At 58.4% G+C, this 16,888-nt stretch carries 12 protein-coding genes and 1 tRNA gene; 6 read left to right on the plus strand and 7 right to left on the minus strand.

Annotated elements, in window-relative coordinates:
• Positions 1-78: 78 nt before the first annotated feature.
• The 5 genes from IEW18_RS07925 to nagB form a co-directional block, all read right to left on the minus strand.
• Entirely contained in the window at positions 79-1,602 is a 1,524-nt protein-coding gene (locus IEW18_RS07925) for a SusD/RagB family nutrient-binding outer membrane lipoprotein (protein WP_188557291.1), read from the minus strand.
• A gap of 20 nt (positions 1,603-1,622) precedes the next feature.
• Complete coding sequence (locus tag IEW18_RS07930) at positions 1,623-5,153, minus strand: SusC/RagA family TonB-linked outer membrane protein (RefSeq protein ID WP_188557292.1); 3,531 nt, start codon at positions 5,151-5,153, stop codon at positions 1,623-1,625.
• 144 nt (positions 5,154-5,297) lie between these two features.
• On the minus strand, positions 5,298-6,380 hold the full coding sequence (locus IEW18_RS07935) for a FecR family protein (RefSeq protein ID WP_188557293.1): 1,083 nt from the start codon (positions 6,378-6,380) through the stop codon (positions 5,298-5,300).
• 136 nt (positions 6,381-6,516) lie between these two features.
• Entirely contained in the window at positions 6,517-7,161 is a 645-nt protein-coding gene (locus IEW18_RS07940) for an RNA polymerase sigma-70 factor (protein ID WP_188557294.1), read from the minus strand.
• A 151-nt stretch (positions 7,162-7,312) separates the two neighbouring features.
• The gene (gene nagB / locus IEW18_RS07945) at positions 7,313-9,271 is read right to left on the minus strand and encodes a glucosamine-6-phosphate deaminase (RefSeq protein ID WP_188557295.1); all 1,959 of its coding nucleotides are present in this window, start codon (positions 9,269-9,271) and stop codon (positions 7,313-7,315) included.
• 349 nt (positions 9,272-9,620) lie between these two features.
• Here nagB and IEW18_RS07950 point away from each other — a divergent pair, with 349 nt between their 5' ends.
• Positions 9,621-9,992 (plus strand): hypothetical protein, encoded by a 372-nt coding sequence (locus IEW18_RS07950; protein WP_188557296.1) that lies wholly within the window; start codon positions 9,621-9,623, stop codon positions 9,990-9,992.
• Positions 9,993-10,046: 54 nt separating this feature from the next.
• Here IEW18_RS07950 and IEW18_RS07955 read toward each other — a convergent pair.
• Positions 10,047-10,119, minus strand: a tRNA-Phe gene (locus tag IEW18_RS07955).
• A 178-nt stretch (positions 10,120-10,297) separates the two neighbouring features.
• On the opposite strand from IEW18_RS07955, the gene IEW18_RS07960 reads away from it, so the two are divergent.
• The 5 genes from IEW18_RS07960 to IEW18_RS07980 all read left to right on the plus strand — a co-directional run bounded on the left by IEW18_RS07960 (position 10,298) and on the right by IEW18_RS07980 (position 16,287).
• Positions 10,298-11,689 carry a 4Fe-4S dicluster domain-containing protein gene (locus tag IEW18_RS07960; protein WP_188557297.1) on the plus strand — a complete coding sequence of 464 codons (1,392 nt, stop codon included), beginning with the start codon at positions 10,298-10,300 and terminating at the stop codon, positions 11,687-11,689.
• 117 nt (positions 11,690-11,806) lie between these two features.
• Positions 11,807-12,661: a (Fe-S)-binding protein gene (locus IEW18_RS07965; protein ID WP_188557319.1), complete on the plus strand. Its 855-nt coding sequence runs from the start codon at positions 11,807-11,809 to the stop codon at positions 12,659-12,661.
• Positions 12,662-12,795: 134 nt separating this feature from the next.
• Positions 12,796-13,293, plus strand: a complete 498-nt coding sequence (locus IEW18_RS07970; protein ID WP_188557298.1) for a hypothetical protein — start codon at positions 12,796-12,798, stop codon at positions 13,291-13,293.
• 95 nt (positions 13,294-13,388) lie between these two features.
• The gene (locus IEW18_RS07975) at positions 13,389-15,320 is read left to right on the plus strand and encodes a CHU_0125 family OmpA-like outer membrane integrity protein (RefSeq protein ID WP_188557299.1); all 1,932 of its coding nucleotides are present in this window, start codon (positions 13,389-13,391) and stop codon (positions 15,318-15,320) included.
• 214 nt (positions 15,321-15,534) lie between these two features.
• A complete protein-coding gene (locus tag IEW18_RS07980) occupies positions 15,535-16,287 on the plus strand; it encodes a proline and serine-rich protein 1 family protein (protein ID WP_188557300.1) in 753 nt (250 codons plus the stop codon).
• A 353-nt stretch (positions 16,288-16,640) separates the two neighbouring features.
• On the opposite strand, the gene IEW18_RS21660 is transcribed toward IEW18_RS07980, so the two are convergent.
• A partial coding sequence (locus IEW18_RS21660; protein ID WP_229728641.1) for a hypothetical protein occupies positions 16,641-16,888 on the minus strand: 248 nt, incomplete at its 5' end.

The raw sequence follows: 16,888 nt of genomic DNA on the forward strand, positions 1-16,888 counted from the left end.
GGAAGGCGGGGTAGGCTTTCAACTAGAAGACGGACAACGGAACACTACCCCCTAAGCGGAGCTCTAGAAATTAGAAATTTATTTGTCCCACCACACACGCGTTGTCAATAGGTTGGGGCCCTGGCGGCTGATGGCGGCTTGGTAGGCGGCCGGGTTGAGGCGCTGCTCCGACTGCGGATAGCGCAGACGGCGAGGCACTTGCCCGTTGGTTTCGCCCGCGCCGGCGATGGGGCGCAGCACCGGAAAACCCGTCCGCCGGTATTCTGCATACGCCTCGAAGCCATTGTGGCCAAATAGGGAAAGCCACTTCTGCGTGAGAATCTGCTGAAGGCCGGTGCTGGCCGCAAAGCGGACTTCCGGCTCTTGTAGGTAGCTTCTCGCAATGCTTGGGTTGAGGATGCCGGCCAGGGCCAGGGCTTCGCGGACGCCGGTTTCGTACCACTGCTGGGCTGAACCGGCATCCCAGCCCCGCAGGCAGGCTTCGGCCCGCAGAAAGCAGACTTCGGCGTAGGTGAGCAGGTTCTGGTCGTTGGTGATGGAGCGGTAACGGGCCCCGCCCTGCGAAAAATTAGCGGGGTTGTACTGGGGCTGCGTTAGCTCCACCGTTGATAAGCCGTTGGGTAGCCCTACCCGCGCCGGATTGGCAGCCGAAACGGGGTCGGCGAAAACAAGAAGCCGGGGGTCGTGGTAGCGGCTCAGGTAGTCAATAAGCGTGGCACTTACCCGACTGTCGCCAAAGCCCAGCACCACGGCCAGCGGGTTCTGGTTAATCCGGATGCTGCCGCCCGTGTTGCGCATAATGGCCGACTCCTCGTTGCTTTCCATTACGCCGGCGGCCAGCGCCTCCCGAACGTGCAGCTCCGCCAGCGTGGGGTCGGCTTTGCTAAGGCGCAGGGCCGCGCGAAGCCGCAGGGAGTTGGCAAAGTGGCGCCACCGTTGGTTAGCAGCGGCCACCGTCGGGGTTGGGAAGGCGGCGGCCGGGTTGGCGTACAGCAAATCGGCAGGACCGTAGTTGCTGGTTCGGGCGTCGTCGAGGACCGTGGCCGCGGCTTTCAGCTCCCGCAGAAAATCGGCGTAAATGGTCCGCTGGTCATCGTAGGGCGGCTGCAGCTGATCGGCCGCGCCCTGAAAGGCGGCGAAGTAGGGCACGTCGCCCCAGTAATCGGTGATGCGCTGGAAGAGGAAAACGCGCCAAATCCGTGCCTGGCTTAGCTTGTTGACTTCCGCGGGCTTGTCCTGGACTTGGCGGATAGCCTCCTGCAAATCCATGCCGTAGCCCGAGTAAAAATTATTCCAGAATGTGCTGATCCACTGGTCGTTGCTCTCGTACCGGTCCGTTACAAAACCCGGAGTAGAGTTGGCGAAGTACTGCACCCACATGTTGGCGTGCAGATGCTCGCCTACCTGCTGGTCGTTGTCGTAAAGCGTGCCGTATTTAAGGGCGCGGGCAAATAGCAGGTCGGGGGAGGCGGCCCCGGTTTTGGTGGGGTCGGTGTTGATTTCCGCAAACCGGTCGGTGCAGCTGGTCGTTGCGGTGGCCGCTAGCCCCACGCCCAGCCCCCAGGCAAGAAAAAAGCGTCGGGAAAAGTTGCGTGGTAGCATATCCGGGAAAAGCCTACTGGTTAAAAATCCAGGGTAAGATAATAGCCCAGCGTTTGGCTGTTGGGGTAGCCGCCCGATTCCAGTCCTTGCGCCCGGGAAAGGTTGTACGCCGACTCCGGGTCGAACCCTTCCGTGGCGCGCGTGAGAAAGCCCAGGTTGCGCCCAACGATGGCCACGCTGCCGCCCTTAAGTTTGCCCAGCCGGGCGAGCAGCGACGCCGGCAGCCGGTACGTAACGGCTACCTCCCGAATTTTGATAAAGCTGGCATCGTACACAAACGGCTCGGCGGCGGTAGAAAGCCGGGCCCAATAGGCCTGCGGATTCACGTAGCGCCGGCTCGGCGAATAGGTATTGTCGGGGTTGCGGACGACGCCTTCCACCAGGATTCCGCCAGTGGCCTGCCAATCGGCCGGGCTGACGTTGGCGGCTTTTCGGGCTTCTTCGGAGGCGTACCAGCCGGCGCGGCCCGCCACCGTGGCGCGGGCGTTGCCGAATAAGGCGGCCTGCTGCTGCGAAACCGAATAAATCTGTCCGCCCCACCGGGCATCCAGCAGGGCGCTGAAGGTAACGTTCTTGTAGCTGAGGCGGTTGCTCAGGCCGCCAAACCAGCTGGGTTGAAAGTTGCCCAGGCGGACCGGAACCGAACTCGGGGCTACGGGCAGCCCGCCGGGGCCAACCAGCAGCTGTCCGTCGGGGGCGCGCTGGAGCCGGGTGCCCACAATATCGCCGAACGGCCGGCCTACCTGCGCCACAATGGCCACGTTGTTTGACTCGGTGCCCAGCTGGTAGGTAGTGCCGCCTTCGTTTAGCTGCACTACGTTGGAGCGGTTCGCGGCCCAGTTCAGGGTAACGTCCCAGCGCAGGGGGCTGGCAGCGGCGAGCGGGGTAGCAGTGGCCACTACTTCCAGCCCCTGGTTCTGAATGTTGCCCGCGTTGATAAGCTGAGTCCGGAAGCCGGAAGTAGCCGAAACCGGCACGCTGGTCACCTGATTAAAGGTGTTGGTGCGGTACACGGTGACATCCAGGCCGGCCCGGTTGCGGCCGAAACGCATTTCGGAACCCAGCTCCACCGAGCGGGTAATTTGCGGCTTCAGCCGAAGCAAGGCCAACTGATCCTGCAGGTTAGCAAAGGGTTGGCCCAGGTGAGAGGAACCCACGCCGGGGGCATTTGGCACGCCCGAGCCCAAATCATACTGCGTGGCTAGCTCGTAGGGGCCCGCGCCCTTGCCTACTTTGGCCCAGGAAGCCCGCAGCTTGCCTAGGGTAAGCCAGCGGGAATGCCAATTCAGCAACTCAGTGTAAGCAGCGGAAAGGGAGGTGCTCGGGTAAAAGTACGACCAGCTGCCGGCCGGAAGCGTGGAGTCCCAGTCGTTGCGGCCGGTAACTTCCAGAAACACCGCTTCGCGGTAGGCCAGCAAGCTGCGTCCGAACAGGGACTGGACCTCGTAGCGGGAAAACGAGTACACGGGCGTTTTGCTGGCCGCATTTTCCAGGGTAAACACATTGGGCGTTAGCAGGCCCTGGCCAGTGCTCCCGGTGGTTTCGTTGCGCTTCTGCAGCAGGCTGCCGAAGGCTTGGCTGGTTAGGTTCCAGCGCGGGCCCAGCCGCCGGGTACCGCTCAGGATAAAGTCGAAGTTGTCTTCCCGCATCGTGAGCCGGCTCTGTGCTACCCCGCCCCGGTCGGGTACGGCCGTGTTGTTCCAGGCAGTGTAGCTGGCGTAGCGGTAGCCCACATCGGAAGCGTAAAAATCGGTGCCGGCCCGCAGCTGCAGCCATAGCCAATCGGTGAGGTCGTAGCGCGTTGCCACCGAGCCATTGGCCCGGTGCTGAATTGCTTGGTTGGTATTGAGGTAGGCGGCCCAGAACGGATTCTGCCGCATGGTGGGGCGAAAACTTGTGCCGCGGTTCTGGTTCCAGAGAATGGGCTGTAAGGTCAGCGGGTCGCGGTAGGGGCGTAGGTCGTCCACGTCGGTACTGCGCGGCAGGTGCTGAAACTGCACCATCACGTTGTCGGGGTTGGCGCCGAGCGTGGGGCGGTTGACGTTGCGGGAGTAGATGTAGCTGGCCTTTACATCAACGGATACGCGGCTCGTCAGCTGCCGGGTACCCCGTAGGGTCACAAAGTTGCGGGCCAGGCGGCTGTTGGGGTAGGTGCCCCGGTTGCGCAGGTCGGCCACCGATACGCGCAGGGTAGAGCGGTCAGTACCCGTGGAAAGGGCAACGTTGTTGGCCGTGGTGTAGCCCAGCTGAAAAAAGTCCTGAACGTTATGGGGCTGAGATACGAAGGGTTTTAGCTCCCCATTCCAGTGGCGCACCAGCTGGCCCTGCATCCGAGGACCCCAGCTCCCGATGGTTTCCAGGGCTTCCTCTACCTGCGGATATCCTTCCGGGGTCAGGAGCAATCTGCCGGTGGCATCGGCCAGAAACCGGCCTTGCGTGCCCTGCCCGTACTCGTTTTGGTAGTCTGTGAGTACCTGCGCCCGGTCGAAGGTAGTGGTGGAGCTAACCGTCAGGTTGAGGCCGGGCTTGCCTTTCTTAGTGGTGAGGATAAGTACCCCGTTGGCGGCGCGGTTGCCGTACAGGGCCGCCGCATTGCCGCCTTTCAGCACCGACACGCTTTCCAAATCCTCCGGATTAACGGCCGACAGCCCGTCGCCGGAATCGTAGCCGCCGAAGCGCGTGGCCTGAAGCGGATTCCGGTTGTCAATGGGCACCCCATCCACCACCACCAGCGGCCGACTATCACGGGTAAGGGAGGTGTAGCCCCGAATAATAATGTTGGTGGAGCCCATGGGCCCCGAGCCGCTACGGCTTACCTGCACGCCCGCCAGCTTGCCACTCACCGAGTTAATAAAGTTGGGCTCCCGTGATTCCACCAGTTGCGCCGCCTGCGCGTCTTGCACCGAGTAGCCCAAGGATTTACGCTCCCGCTCCAGGCCGTAGCCCGTTACCACTACCTCGGCCAGGGTGCGGGTGTCTTCGGGCAAGGCAACCTCCAGTTGGTTTTTGCTGCGGGGGCGTATTTCCTGGCTGATAAACCCCAGGGAAGAAACCACCAGCACGGTATCGGTGGGGCCCAGCGCCAGGGAAAAATGCCCCTCAGCGGAAGCAATGGTGCCTCGGGTAGTTCCCTTGATCAGCACGCTGGCGCCGGGCAGGGCCAGGGCCGTGTTGCTAGCCGTGACGCGGCCCTGTACCGTACGCACCGGCGCTACGGCGGGGGGCGCTGCAACTACATCAGCGGCCGCAGAAGCTACCCGAGGAATCAGAATAATCTGCTGCCCCACCATGCGGTAGCTCAGCCCGAGCGGGGGTAGGAGTTGCCGCAGTACCTGCTCCACCGGGGCCTTCGTGAACGTCAGAGCCGGTAGTTGCGCGCGGGCCTGACCATCACTGTACACGAAGGTATAGGCGCTTTGACGCTCAATTTCCCGCAGAACCGTCGGCAGGTCGCGCCCCTGGGTCCGAATGGTAATTAGTGTGGTGGTAGCTGGCGCAGTAGCCGTTTGGGCCTGCCCCGGTAAGGCAAGAGCTAGCAGTCCTGCCAGCAATGCTAGCCCCGCATAGGCTCGGTATTCTGCTCTCGCTCCAGGCCGTGCACCGGCCCCGCAGGACTGAAGCCGATACTTCATGCAATCAAAAATGCGAATACCGAGGGTAGAAATTTAGCCCTCTAATATACGCTGCTTCCTTGGTTATAAGGAAGGCCCGACCGTAGGAACTGTCGAGGTAGGCTCGCAGCCGGGGCCGGTAATCAGAAGCTGGTCATTGGTCAGCTCAAACCCAAAACTTCCCGTCAAGGACAGCACACTGACCACCTCGCGCAGGGTTTGGTCGCGGAAGCGGCCAGTGAGCCGGCAATGGCGCAGCCGCTCGTTGGCAAGCTGCACTTTCACGTTGTAGTGGCGCTCCAGGGTGCGAGCCACCTCGGTCAGCGAAGTGCTCTGAAACACGAATCCGCCCCGGCTCCAGGTGGCATAGTCCTGGCTATTAATGGTTTCCCGGCGCAGGGCGGCCGTGCTCTTTGAGTAAACGGCTCGTTGGTCCGGGGTTACATACAAGGTGTCGGCAGAGGTAGCATCCTCGGCCCCGCTCCGGATAAAGGCAACCCGGCCGGTTACTACGGCCGTTTCCATGGTTTCATCCTCCTGGTAAGCCTTTACATTGAAAGAGGTTCCCAGCACGCGCACCTGCTCGGCCCCAAGGTGAATGACGAACGGTTGCCGCTTATTTGGAGTCACCTCAAAAAAAGCCTCACCCTCCAGGTACACTTCCCGCTGAACTCCTCGGAAAGATTTCGGGAACCAGAGGTGGCTGTCGGCGTTCAGCCACACGGCCGTGCCGTCTGCCAGCAGCACTTTGGCCGAGGCGCCGCGGGTCGTAGTTTTTTCTTCGAAACTGAGAGGAATAATTGCTTCGGAGGTAGGGCGCTGGAAGGCCCAGAAGGCGGCGCCGCCAGCTACTGCTAGCGCCGCAAGGGTAGCCGCTACCCGTGTGCGCCACCACGGCGCGGGGGCAACCGGCCGGAAGGCTACAACACGCGGTTCTGCTTCAGCGTCGTGGATACGGGTTAGCAGGTGCTGTAGGGCAGTGGCCGTATCGGCGGCGGTTACAGTTGTGGGAGCGGGAGTATGCCAGTAGCGCTTGGTTTCCTCGTACACGAGGCGCTCCTCGGCCGTAGCCTGGGCCAGCCAGGCGTGCAACACTTCGCCCTCCGCAGCCGAAAGCTCGCCTGCCAGCTCCTTGCCAATAAGTTCGTGTAATGCGGAAAGCTCCATGTACCGGATTTGGGATAGATAACCCCTGTATAGTGTAGAGACATAAATACCAAGGAATCCCCTTAACAGGATGCCTTTAAAATTTAATAACTCTGTAAATAACCCGGTATCTGGCCCCGGAGGTTTCTGCAGGTTACTACCCCAAAGCGCCAGACAACAGCGGCAGCAGGCTAAGGGCAATGCGCAATACGCGGTTGGCGGCCGAAGCAGATGCCGAGGAACGCATACGTAGGTGATCCTGGAGTTCTACGCTGATTTTCTTGATGGCAATGCCCATCTGCACCTCAATCGTCTTAACGGAAATGCCCATGATGTCGGCTACTTCCTTGTACTTGAGGCCATCTTCCCGAATCAAGCGGAAGATGATTTTGCACTGGGGGGGCAGCTTGTCCACGGCCCGCTGAATTTCTGCCTGCAACTCCGAAGTCAGCAACTCTCGCTCGGGCGTCATCAGCTCTACGGTCAGGGCCATGGGCACCTCGTCCAACGAGAGGCCAGGCTGATTCTCCGCTTTCTGCAAGTAGTTTAACGCCTGATTCTTAACGGCAATGTAGAGGTAGCTGTTGATGTTTTTCACCTCAACCAGCGTCGTCCGCTTCTGCCATAGCTTCAGAAACACGTCCGAAACTGCTTCTTCCGCCAACTCTCTTGACCGCACGTAGAGGGTAGCAAACGTGACCAGCTTGCCGTGGTAGCGGGTAAAGAACAGCGCAAAAGCCTGCCGGTCGTCGGCAGCCATGCGTTGGACTAACTCTTCGGTAGCGGGGGTAGCGGCAGCCATGAGAATACTTTGATTAAAAGTACTCGGCTCAGCTTGATAAAGCAACTGGTACCGTATTACGGTAGCCATGATCCTTCATACTTGCCTGAAAATGAGGTGGGGTAGAAGGCAGGCAGCATAAGGTAGCCCCAGCGAAAGAGCCTAATGATGATTATGCGCGGCTCTTGTCCGAGCCTTGGGCCGGCGCGACCTCAAACTTCCACCGGACAAAGGCTTCAATTGCTTCGTATTCCGGCAAGCCAAGCTGGTCATAGAGTCGGGCCGTGGTGCGGTTGCGTTCCTCAGCCCGCTGCCAGAACTCGCGCTGGTCGGCCCCCGGGAACAGCGGCCGGTCTTTCTGCGACTGATGTTTGAAAATAGCCCGGCGCTTGCGGGCCAGTTCCTGGGGCGAAAGCGGAACGGCCATTTCAATCTGGTCGATGTCCCACTCCTGCCAGGCCCCGCGGTACAGCCACACCCGGCAGTCGGAAAGCCAGGCCGTTTCGGCTGCCTGCAGGCGCCGGATGGCCTCGAAAATGGCGGCCAGGCATACCCGGTGCGTCCCGTGCGGATCGGAAAGGTCGCCGGCGGCGTAAATCTGCTGGGGCTGCAGGTGCTGCAGCAAGTCGATGGTCAGGCGAATGTCGTCCTCCCCAATCGGCTTCTTGCGGACCCGACCGGTTTCATAGAAAGGCAAATCCAGAAAGTGTGCGTTCTGAGCCGGCACGCCCGCATAGCGGCAGGCGCTTTTCGCCTCGCCCCGCCGGATCAGGCCCTTGATGCGCTGTACCTCTTCCGAGTCAACTTGCCCCGGGTGCTTCTGGTGCAGAAAATCGGCTACCCGGCGGTAGAGCGTTTCCGCCGGCAACTCATCCAGCCGAAACGCCTCGTCGTAGTCGGCCACGAATTCAGCAAACCGGATGGCCTCGTCGTCAAATACAGCAATGTTGCCCGAGGTTTGGTAGGCCACGTGCACGTCGTGGCCCTGGTCGACGAGGCGCAGCAGCGTGCCACCCATCGAAATAACGTCGTCGTCGGGGTGAGGAGAAAAGATCAGCACCCGCTTCGGGAAGGGCGCGGCCCGCTCCGGTCGGTCGGTATCGTCGGCGTGGGGCTTGCCGCCCGGCCAGCCCGTAATGGTGCGCTGCAGCTGCCGGAACACGCGGATGTTGATGTCGTAGGCCAGCCCCGATTCCGCTAGCAAACCGGACAAGCCATTCTCGTTGTATTCTTCGTCCGTAAGCTTTAGAATAGGCTTTTGCAGGGTGCGGGCCAGCCACGTTACGGCTTTGCGCACGGTGGCAGCATCTTGCCAATTCAGGGGGCTGCCCACCAGCCACGGCGTTTTTACCCGCGTCAGCTCGGCGCTGGCGGCTTCATCCAGCACCACCTGCACGTGGGGGTGCTGCTGCAGGTAAGTGGCCGGCACGGAGTCCGTCGGGTCTCCTTCCACCATGCGCTTTACCACGGCGGCCTTGCCCTCGCCCCAGGCCAGGAGCACAATATGCCGGGCTTCCAGAATGGTACCTACCCCCATAGTAATAGCGCGGCGGGGTACGTTTTCTTCCCCGTAGAAGTCAGAAGCTGCGTCGGTGCGGGTAATGTGGTCGAGGGTAATGAGGCGCGTGCGGGAGGTAGCCCCTGAGCCGGGCTCGTTAAAGCCGATATGCCCGGTCCGGCCAATGCCCAGCACCTGCAGGTCAATACCGCCAGCCTGCTGAATCTGCTCCTCGTACTGTCGGCAGAACTCTACTACCTGCTCCTGCGGCACAGTTCCATCAGGAATATGAATGTTTTCCGACTCAATATCCAGGTGGTCGAATAGGTACTCCCGCATAAAGCGCACGTAGCTTTGCAAAGAATCGGGGGCCATGGGGTAATACTCATCCAGGTTAAAGCTGATGACGTTGCGAAAGCTCAGGCCCTGCTGCTGGTGCAGGCGCACCAATTCCTCGTAGAGGCGGGTAGGGGTAGAGCCCGTGGCCAGCCCCAGCACGCACATGCGCCCCTCAGCCGCCCGCTGCCGGACTAACTCGGCAATCTGCTGGGCTACTGCCACCGATGCCCTTTCAGAATCAGCGTAAATTGTGGTGGGCAGGCGCTCGGCCCGCAATTCAGCGGCAGTATCCATGGCGAGAGAAACAGGTGAAGCCGGAGAGAAAGGGAATCGACCGGAAGAATAGCCATAATGAGCAAAATCCCCTAGCCTCCCGCTAATTTGTTTGCTGAAAATCAAGCGCAGACCACAACCGGGCGTAGAGTATTGGACCTAATTTCTGCTCTTTCCGAAGTCACAAATACGACTTTGTTCTAACCCCGTTTTCGCTGCTAACACATACTAGCAAGCAACAGGGCGACAAGATGGGTAGCGAAAAGCTAGTCACAACAACTGCCGTTTGTTCCTTTCCGCCCGTTGAGCTATGATGCAACTTGCTGCTAGTAGCTAGGGTAATCTTGCCCGTGGCTAGTGCCAGTGCTGTATGCTCGCCTCAGACATCAAAGACGCCTACCTGAGCCAGCTTGGGTTCGTTCGTCTCTCGTTTTATTGGTCCTGGGATTACCCGATGGGCGCCCTGGAAGCCTCGTTTATTCCCCCTACGGATGTTCGCTATCTGCATCAGTCGGCGGCCTTCGATGGAGCAAGGCTTTATGCGTATTCCTGGGTGCAGGAGCCAGGCTACCTGCTGAGCACGGAGCGCCACTTATCGGCCGTAGACCACATCGTGGCCGAGTTGGAAACCGACGACCCAGCCGGGCTGCGCCTGCAGGTAGAAGAGTTTTTCCGGCAGCATGGCGGCCGGGCGCCTATGAACTGGCCAGCTACGGATAAGCCAGCATCGTATTGGAACTAAGCAGTTGGAGTAAAAACAGAAACGCCCTTCATGAGACATGAAGGGCGTTTTCTGTGGTAATGATTGGAATCGAACCAACGACACCAGCATTTTCAGTGCTGTGCTCTACCAACTGAGCTACATTACCAGCTCTTAGGCCCCCAGAGGCGTTGTAGCTGTTGGGGAGCACAAAAGTAGTAAACCATTTTTAACCTGCAAATCGTATCGAGAAAAAATATTTCAGCCGGAAACTAGGCAGGCAAATTCTGTAATTTGTTATGCATAACGAGTATATTTCGGCCTAAACCCAAACCTACCCAATTCCCGTGCACTTTTCCTTTCAAAACATTCTTTTCCTGCTGGTAGCAGTGGCGGGCTTCGGCCTGTTCTTCTGGCAGGCGCGGAAGATTCGCGCCAATATTCTGGTCGGGCGCGACCGGGATATGAGTGGCAACGTGAACGAGCGGCTGTGGAAAACGTTACTTGTGGCCTTTGGCCAGCAGAAAATGTTTAAGCGCCTGACCCCGGCCGTTCTGCACCTGATTGTCTATGTTGGCTTCATTGTTATCAACATTGAAGTCATTGAAATACTGGTGGATGGTCTCTTCGGGACCCACCGCTTCCTGCAGTTTTTAGGCCCGCTTTACTCGGCACTTACCGCCACCAACGAGGTGCTGGGCGCTCTGGTTATTCTGGCCGTAGCGGCCCTTTGGTGGCGCCGTAACGTGAAGGGCGTTCGTCGCTTTACCGGGCCCGAAATGCGGGCCTGGCCCCGACTTGATGCCGACGTTATTCTCTACATCGAGGTAATTCTGATGACGGCGCTGTTCACCATGAATGCCGCTGACTTGAAGCTGCACGGCGCGGACCTGCCGGGCGCCTACCCCGTTAGCCAGTTCCTGACCGGGTTGCTACCCGATAGTCCGACCGCGCTGCACGTGCTGGAACGGATAGGCTGGTGGGCTCACATTGTGGGTATCCTGCTGTTCCTGAACTACTTGCCGAGCTCCAAGCACTTCCACATCATCATGGCCTTCCCCAACGTGTACTACTCGCGGCTGGTGCCGCAGGGGCAGTTCTCGAACGTGGAAAGCATTACCCACGAGGTAAAAGCCATGATGGACCCCAGCTACCAGGTGCCCGCGCCCGCCACCGAACCCGATGGCTCGGCGGCCGCGCCTACCCCCTTCGGGGCCAAAGACGTGGACGACTTGGCCTGGACCAATCTGCTGAACGCGTATTCCTGCACGGAGTGCGGCCGCTGCACCTCCGTGTGCCCGGCCAACCTCACCGGCAAGCTTCTCTCGCCGCGCAAAATCATCATGGACACCCGCGACCGGGTGGAGGAAAAGTATAACTCGCCCCTTATTTTCAACCCGAACCTGTACGGTAAGGAAGCCAAGCACAGTGAGCAAGAACAGCTCGACAAGGAGAACCATACCTTGTTGCGCGGCTACGTGACGCCCGAAGAGCTGTGGGCCTGCACTACCTGCAACGCCTGCGTAGAAGCCTGCCCCGTCAACATCAACCCCCTGGAAAGCATCGTGGAAATGCGCCGCTTCCTGGTACTGGAAGAATCAGCCGCCCCTAACTCCCTGAACGTGATGTTCAGCAACATCGAGAACAACGGCGCGCCCTGGGCTTTCTCCCCCTCCGACCGCTTTAACTGGGCCGATGATCTGTTCGTGACGGACAAGGCCGCTGTGGCGCAGCGCTAGGGCTGTTGCCAATCTTTCCCCCTTCATTTACTTTCTGAAGTCGGTGGTAGCTGCTTCTAGCTCCCGGCTTCTCCCTTCTAGCTTCTAATGGAAAAACGTCAAATCAACGTTCCGATGATGGCCGATCTGGCGGCCCGGGGCGAAACGCCGGAAGTGTTGTTCTGGGTAGGCTGCGCCGGTGCCTTCGACGACCGGTACAAGCGGGTAACGCGGGCTTTCGTCCGAATCCTAGAGCACGTGGGCGTCAACTACGCCGTGCTAGGCATGGAAGAATCTTGCACCGGTGACCCAGCCAAGCGTGCGGGTAACGAGTTCTTGTTCCAGATGCAGGCTATGCAAAACATTACTACCCTCAATGGCTACGGCATCAAAAAGGTAGTAACAGCGTGCCCGCATTGCTTCAACACCATTAAAAACGAGTACCCTGCCTTAGGGGGCGAGTACGAGGTGATTCACCACAGCACCTTCCTGCAGCAACTCATCAACGAGGGTAAGGTCACGGCCGAAGGCGGGGAATCGTTCAAGGGACGCCGCATCACCTTCCACGATTCCTGCTACCTGGGCCGCGCCAACAACATTTACGAGGCCCCGCGCGCCGTGCTGGAAGTGCTGGATGCCGACCTGCTGGAAATGAAGCGCTGCAAAACCAACGGCCTCTGCTGCGGTGCCGGTGGCGCGCAGATGTGGAAAGAGCCCGAACCCGGCAAAAAAGACGTTAACATTGAGCGCGCCGAAGAGGCATTGGCTACCCTGGACGGTAATGCCGAAGTGCTCCGCAACTTGCAAGGCGCGGAAAGCACGGCCCCCGCACTACCGGCAGGCTCTAACCACGGCGGCAGCGTTATTGCCGTTGCCTGCCCCTTCTGCATGACCATGATGGCCGACGGCGTGAAAAACAAGGAGCGCGAATCCGACGTGCAAGTGTTTGACCTAGCCGAGCTGATTGCCTCCGCCGAAGGCCTGAATGCATAAAATTGCTCTGGCCTACAAACACGTAGTAACACAGCCCCGCCGGAACTTCCGGGCGGGGCTGTTTCTTTGTAACTATATCAGCCCCAGCCAGCATACTAGCTGCCTGGCAATACTTTCTTCTCGCGACTTATAGTATGTACGTACCCTTCAACGAATTACCTGCGTCGGCTCGCCTCTGGATTTACCAGGCAAACCGCCCGTTCACCGACGCTGAACTAGTTGCTCTAGAGCCGGCCCTCCGTAAATTTGCGGCGGACTGGACCAGCCACGGCCGCACGCTGGCCGCTTCCGCCCAGATACTGCACCGCCAGTTTCTGGTAATCGGCCTCAATGAGGCAGTAGCAGATGCCAGCGGCTGCTCCATTGATGCTTCGGTGCGCTTTGTGCGTAGCATAGAGGAACAACTCGGTCTGCAACTGCTGGATAAATCGAGGCTGGCGTTTCTAGCACAAGAGCAGCTGCTGCTTCTGGATCGTCGGGAGCTTCGTGCAGCCGTAACGGCTGGCAGAGTTCAGGCTACCACCTTGTACTTCGATAACACCATTAGCACGGTAGGACAGTTGCGGACTGCCTGGCCCGCGCCGGCTGCTTCTACCTGGTTAGCCCGTTACTTTCAGCCCGTGGTTTCCTGAGCGGATTTTCCCGCTACTGGTTGTATCTTGATATACTTGACACCAAAATGTTCGTTATTCGTTTTGGTATCGCACCCATCCCATCCCTGTCCTTCATGAAAACCTATATTCTACTAGGTGCCGTAGCTACCTCGGCCGCGCTGCTTACGGGTTGCGCTACGTCTGGCAGCGTAAGCAAAGCCGATAAGCGCTTTACCCAGGGCGAGTACGAAACCGCTATTGCCTTATATAAAAAGGATGTGGCTAAGGGCCGTAACGTCGCGCAATCGAACTACCGGATTGCCGAGTCTTACCGCCTTTCCAACCGCCTGGAGCTAGCTGAGCCCTATTATAAAGCGGCGCTAGACGGCAAAGCCAAAGCACCGGATGCTGGCTTCCGCTACGCTCAGGCTTTGCGGGCTGCCGGCAAAACGGAGGAAGCCGCTACCCAGTTTGAAACTTACGCCCAAGCGGGGAGCAACCGCACCCTGGCCGAGCAGGCGGAAACGGCGGCTCGCACGGCCCGGGCTTCCACGGCCCTGCTGGCCATGCGCACCAATGATGAAGTAACCCCTCTGGATCAGATCAACACGCCGGCAGCTGAGTTTAGCGCCACGCGCATGCCTGAAACCAAGGAACTGGTTTTTGCTTCTGGCCGCGAAGGCAAAGTGTTTCAGGGCAACGGGGAAGGGTTTAACGACCTGTATGCCATCAAATTTGACGACGAGCAGAAACTTACGGGCGGTACGGTTCGGAAGCTTGAGCCCATCTTCAACTCCGAAAATCGGCATGAGGCCAGTGCTACCTACTCGCCCGATGGCAAGATGATGGTATTCGCCCGCTCCAACGATGGGTCCAAGAAAGGCTACCTAAGCGTTGACCTCTGGGCTTCCTATTACAAAAACGGTGCGTGGAGCGAGCCGGAAATTCTGCGCGGCGTGAACAGCAGCACGGCCGATGAATTTTCGCCGGTTTTCTCACCCGACGGCCAGACGCTTTACTTTACGTCTACCCGCAAGGGGGGCCTCGGTGGCAACGACCTCTACAAGTCGACCATGGAAAGCCCTGGCCGCTTTTCTTCCCCCGAAAACCTGGGCGACCAAATCAATACGCCCGGCAACGAAAACTTTCCCGCCATTGCCCCGGATGGTACCTTATACTTCTCCTCCGACGGGCACCCCGGCTTTGGCAAGCTCGATATCTTCAAGGTGCAGAAAGGCAAAGTCACCAACCTAGGCGCTCCTATTAACAGCAACGGCGACGATTTCGCGCCCTTCTTCACGGGGCAGCGGGTAGGAGTATTTGCTTCGAACCGAGTAGGCGGCAAGGGCTCCGACGACCTCTACCTGTTCCGGGAGCGACCCTACAAGTACGTTACCTTCTACGCCGATGGTACGCTGGTAGAGCGCAATGACCGGACTGGGCAGACGGCTCCCGTCGCCAACGAAACGGTGACCCTGTACGGCAGCAACGGCCAGAAACTGCAGGAAGTGACAACGGCCGCCGATGGTAAATTCAGCATGCGGCTGGATACTGCTACTGCCAGCTATTCCCTGATTGCTGATCGGGCGGGCTACTTTGCCGCCCGCAACTCCCTCAGCACCGTCGGCCGCCGGCCGGCCCAGGATGCCCTACCTGACCTAATGAACGATGTACGAGTGCCAGTAACTCTGACCCTTACCAAGATCGTGAAAAACAAAGCCATTGTAGTCGACAACATTTTCTACGACTACGATAAGGCAGATATCCGCTCTGATGCGGCAGTGGAGTTGGATAAGCTCGTGCAAACCCTCAACGACAACCCCAAAATCACGATTGAGCTAAGCTCACACACTGACTCCCGCGGTAAAGACGCCTATAACATGGCACTCTCCCAGCGCCGGGCCGAGTCAGCAGTAGCCTACATCGTCTCCAAAGGCATCGACAAATCCCGTATTACCGCTAAAGGCTACGGCGAATCGTTGCCCGTAGTGAAAGGCGCCAAAACGGAGGAGGACTACCAGCGTAACCGCCGGACGGAATTCAAAGTCACCCGAATAGCTGAGTAAACGCAGCAAAGAACCCGCTAAAGCCCGAGTTACAGCCGTAGCTCGGGCTTTTCTGCATCTATACTATAATAGGTACAGGTCAGATGATGGGTGGCTACCTCTGAATATGCGGTAGTCCAGCTCCCGGCTCCTATATATAGTAAGTATAGAGTTGGCATAATACTTGGCTTGGGCATCAGTAGGTCGAACCCCCAATCTGCTTACTGCTGCTACCATGAAAAAGACTTTACTACTCTGTACTGCGCTGTTCCTGTTGCTGGCCGCTTGCGTGCAGGCCGCTCCTGCTAATGCAAACTTCACTGCGGAGCGTGGTATGCTGTTTCAACTCGTGTTCGATGGCCGGGTTCTTACCCGGGGTGGTGCCCGACAGGTTTCCCTTGACCGACTCGCCCCAGGTTACCACCAGGCGGAGTTCCTCATACCCACCAGATATGGCCGCAGCATTGCTTACCGCACGCAAGTGTTCTTAGACGGGGGCCTTGAAACCAACTTTGTGCTAGTAGCTCGTAATGGGTATCCTCCGGTGCTACGAAAAGTTTCGGCCTTTCCCATCGCCCGCGGTAGCTACGGCAATGGCCCTCGAGGCAACTATCCTCCCGCCATACCACCAGCTCCCCTACCTGATTACGGCAATAGTCCTAGCTATCCGAATGATTCGTATTCTGCTGAGCCCTATGTAATGGCCCCGCAGGAAGTCGAGGCCTTATGGGAAACCGTACAGCGCCAATCCTTTGACGATAATAAGCTGGCTATCATTCGGGAGGCCCTGCGGGAAACCAGCATACCCGCTGATGATGCCCGGCGGTTTGTTGCTACAATGGCATTTGACCGTAATCGGATAGAGCTAGCCAAGTATATGTACGCTCGGGTAGCTGATCGTCAGAACTTCTATCGGGTATACGAAGCCCTGCAATACCAGTCCAGTATTAGAGAAGTTCAGCAATACATAGATTCCTATCGTCCCTGAAGGCAGTTTACTGGCTTATTTGAAAGGCTTTTACATTAAGTAAAAGCCTTTTTTCATTTAGGTGGAACAAATTTTCAACTGTTAAGTGTTTGCCTATCTGCCGTATAAATACAGCTACTTCAAAAAAGCAGCGACTTAAACGGAAAAAAGTGAGGCTAGGTTTGGAGATTCTACTTCCATGCTGCACTTTTGCACTCCCAAACCGAAACGCGGTGGGGCCAAGCAGAGCACGCGGTGCGACTCATGCTGGGTACTCGGTTGCCACTTGCTCTAGTCCGGAGAGACTCCCGAAAAAAAAAGTTTTTGTAGGGCTTGCACAGTTGCCACGCGGAGTGCTACCTTTGCACCCCGATTCAGCCGGAAGCGGACAGGAAGAGGCGAAAAACTTTCGTTGCTTCCTTGCAAAAGACAACTACTAGGTAGTACCTTTGCAGCCCGCTTCTAGCCGAGAAACGGGCTAAGGAGAACAAGGGAGAGGAAAACGCGAAAAAAAGTTTTCTGCCCTGGAACTTGGAAAGTGCAACACCAGTTCCTACCTTTGCAGCCCGCTTCAATCGGAAGCTGATCAGCAACAAAAGAAAGCGGCTCGCTTGAAAAAAAG

It is taken from the genome of Hymenobacter glacieicola (genome assembly GCF_014640315.1).
Lineage (GTDB): Bacteria > Bacteroidota > Bacteroidia > Cytophagales > Hymenobacteraceae > Hymenobacter > Hymenobacter glacieicola.

What these genes read in the sequence shown, in the direction of transcription:
- IEW18_RS07970 (WP_188557298.1), top strand. Translation starts at nt 12,796, where the DNA reads ATGTACGTACCCTTCAACGAATTACCTGCGTCGGCTCGCCTCTGGATT.
- IEW18_RS07940 (WP_188557294.1), bottom strand. Translation starts at nt 7,161, where the DNA reads ATGGCTGCCGCTACCCCCGCTACCGAAGAGTTAGTCCAACGCATGGCT.
- IEW18_RS07935 (WP_188557293.1), bottom strand. Translation starts at nt 6,380, where the DNA reads ATGGAGCTTTCCGCATTACACGAACTTATTGGCAAGGAGCTGGCAGGC.
- IEW18_RS07975 (WP_188557299.1), top strand. Translation starts at nt 13,389, where the DNA reads ATGAAAACCTATATTCTACTAGGTGCCGTAGCTACCTCGGCCGCGCTG.
- IEW18_RS07925 (WP_188557291.1), bottom strand. Translation starts at nt 1,602, where the DNA reads ATGCTACCACGCAACTTTTCCCGACGCTTTTTTCTTGCCTGGGGGCTG.
- IEW18_RS07980 (WP_188557300.1), top strand. Translation starts at nt 15,535, where the DNA reads ATGAAAAAGACTTTACTACTCTGTACTGCGCTGTTCCTGTTGCTGGCC.
- IEW18_RS07965 (WP_188557319.1), top strand. Translation starts at nt 11,807, where the DNA reads ATGGCCGATCTGGCGGCCCGGGGCGAAACGCCGGAAGTGTTGTTCTGG.
- nagB (WP_188557295.1), bottom strand. Translation starts at nt 9,271, where the DNA reads ATGGATACTGCCGCTGAATTGCGGGCCGAGCGCCTGCCCACCACAATT.
- IEW18_RS07950 (WP_188557296.1), top strand. Translation starts at nt 9,621, where the DNA reads ATGCTCGCCTCAGACATCAAAGACGCCTACCTGAGCCAGCTTGGGTTC.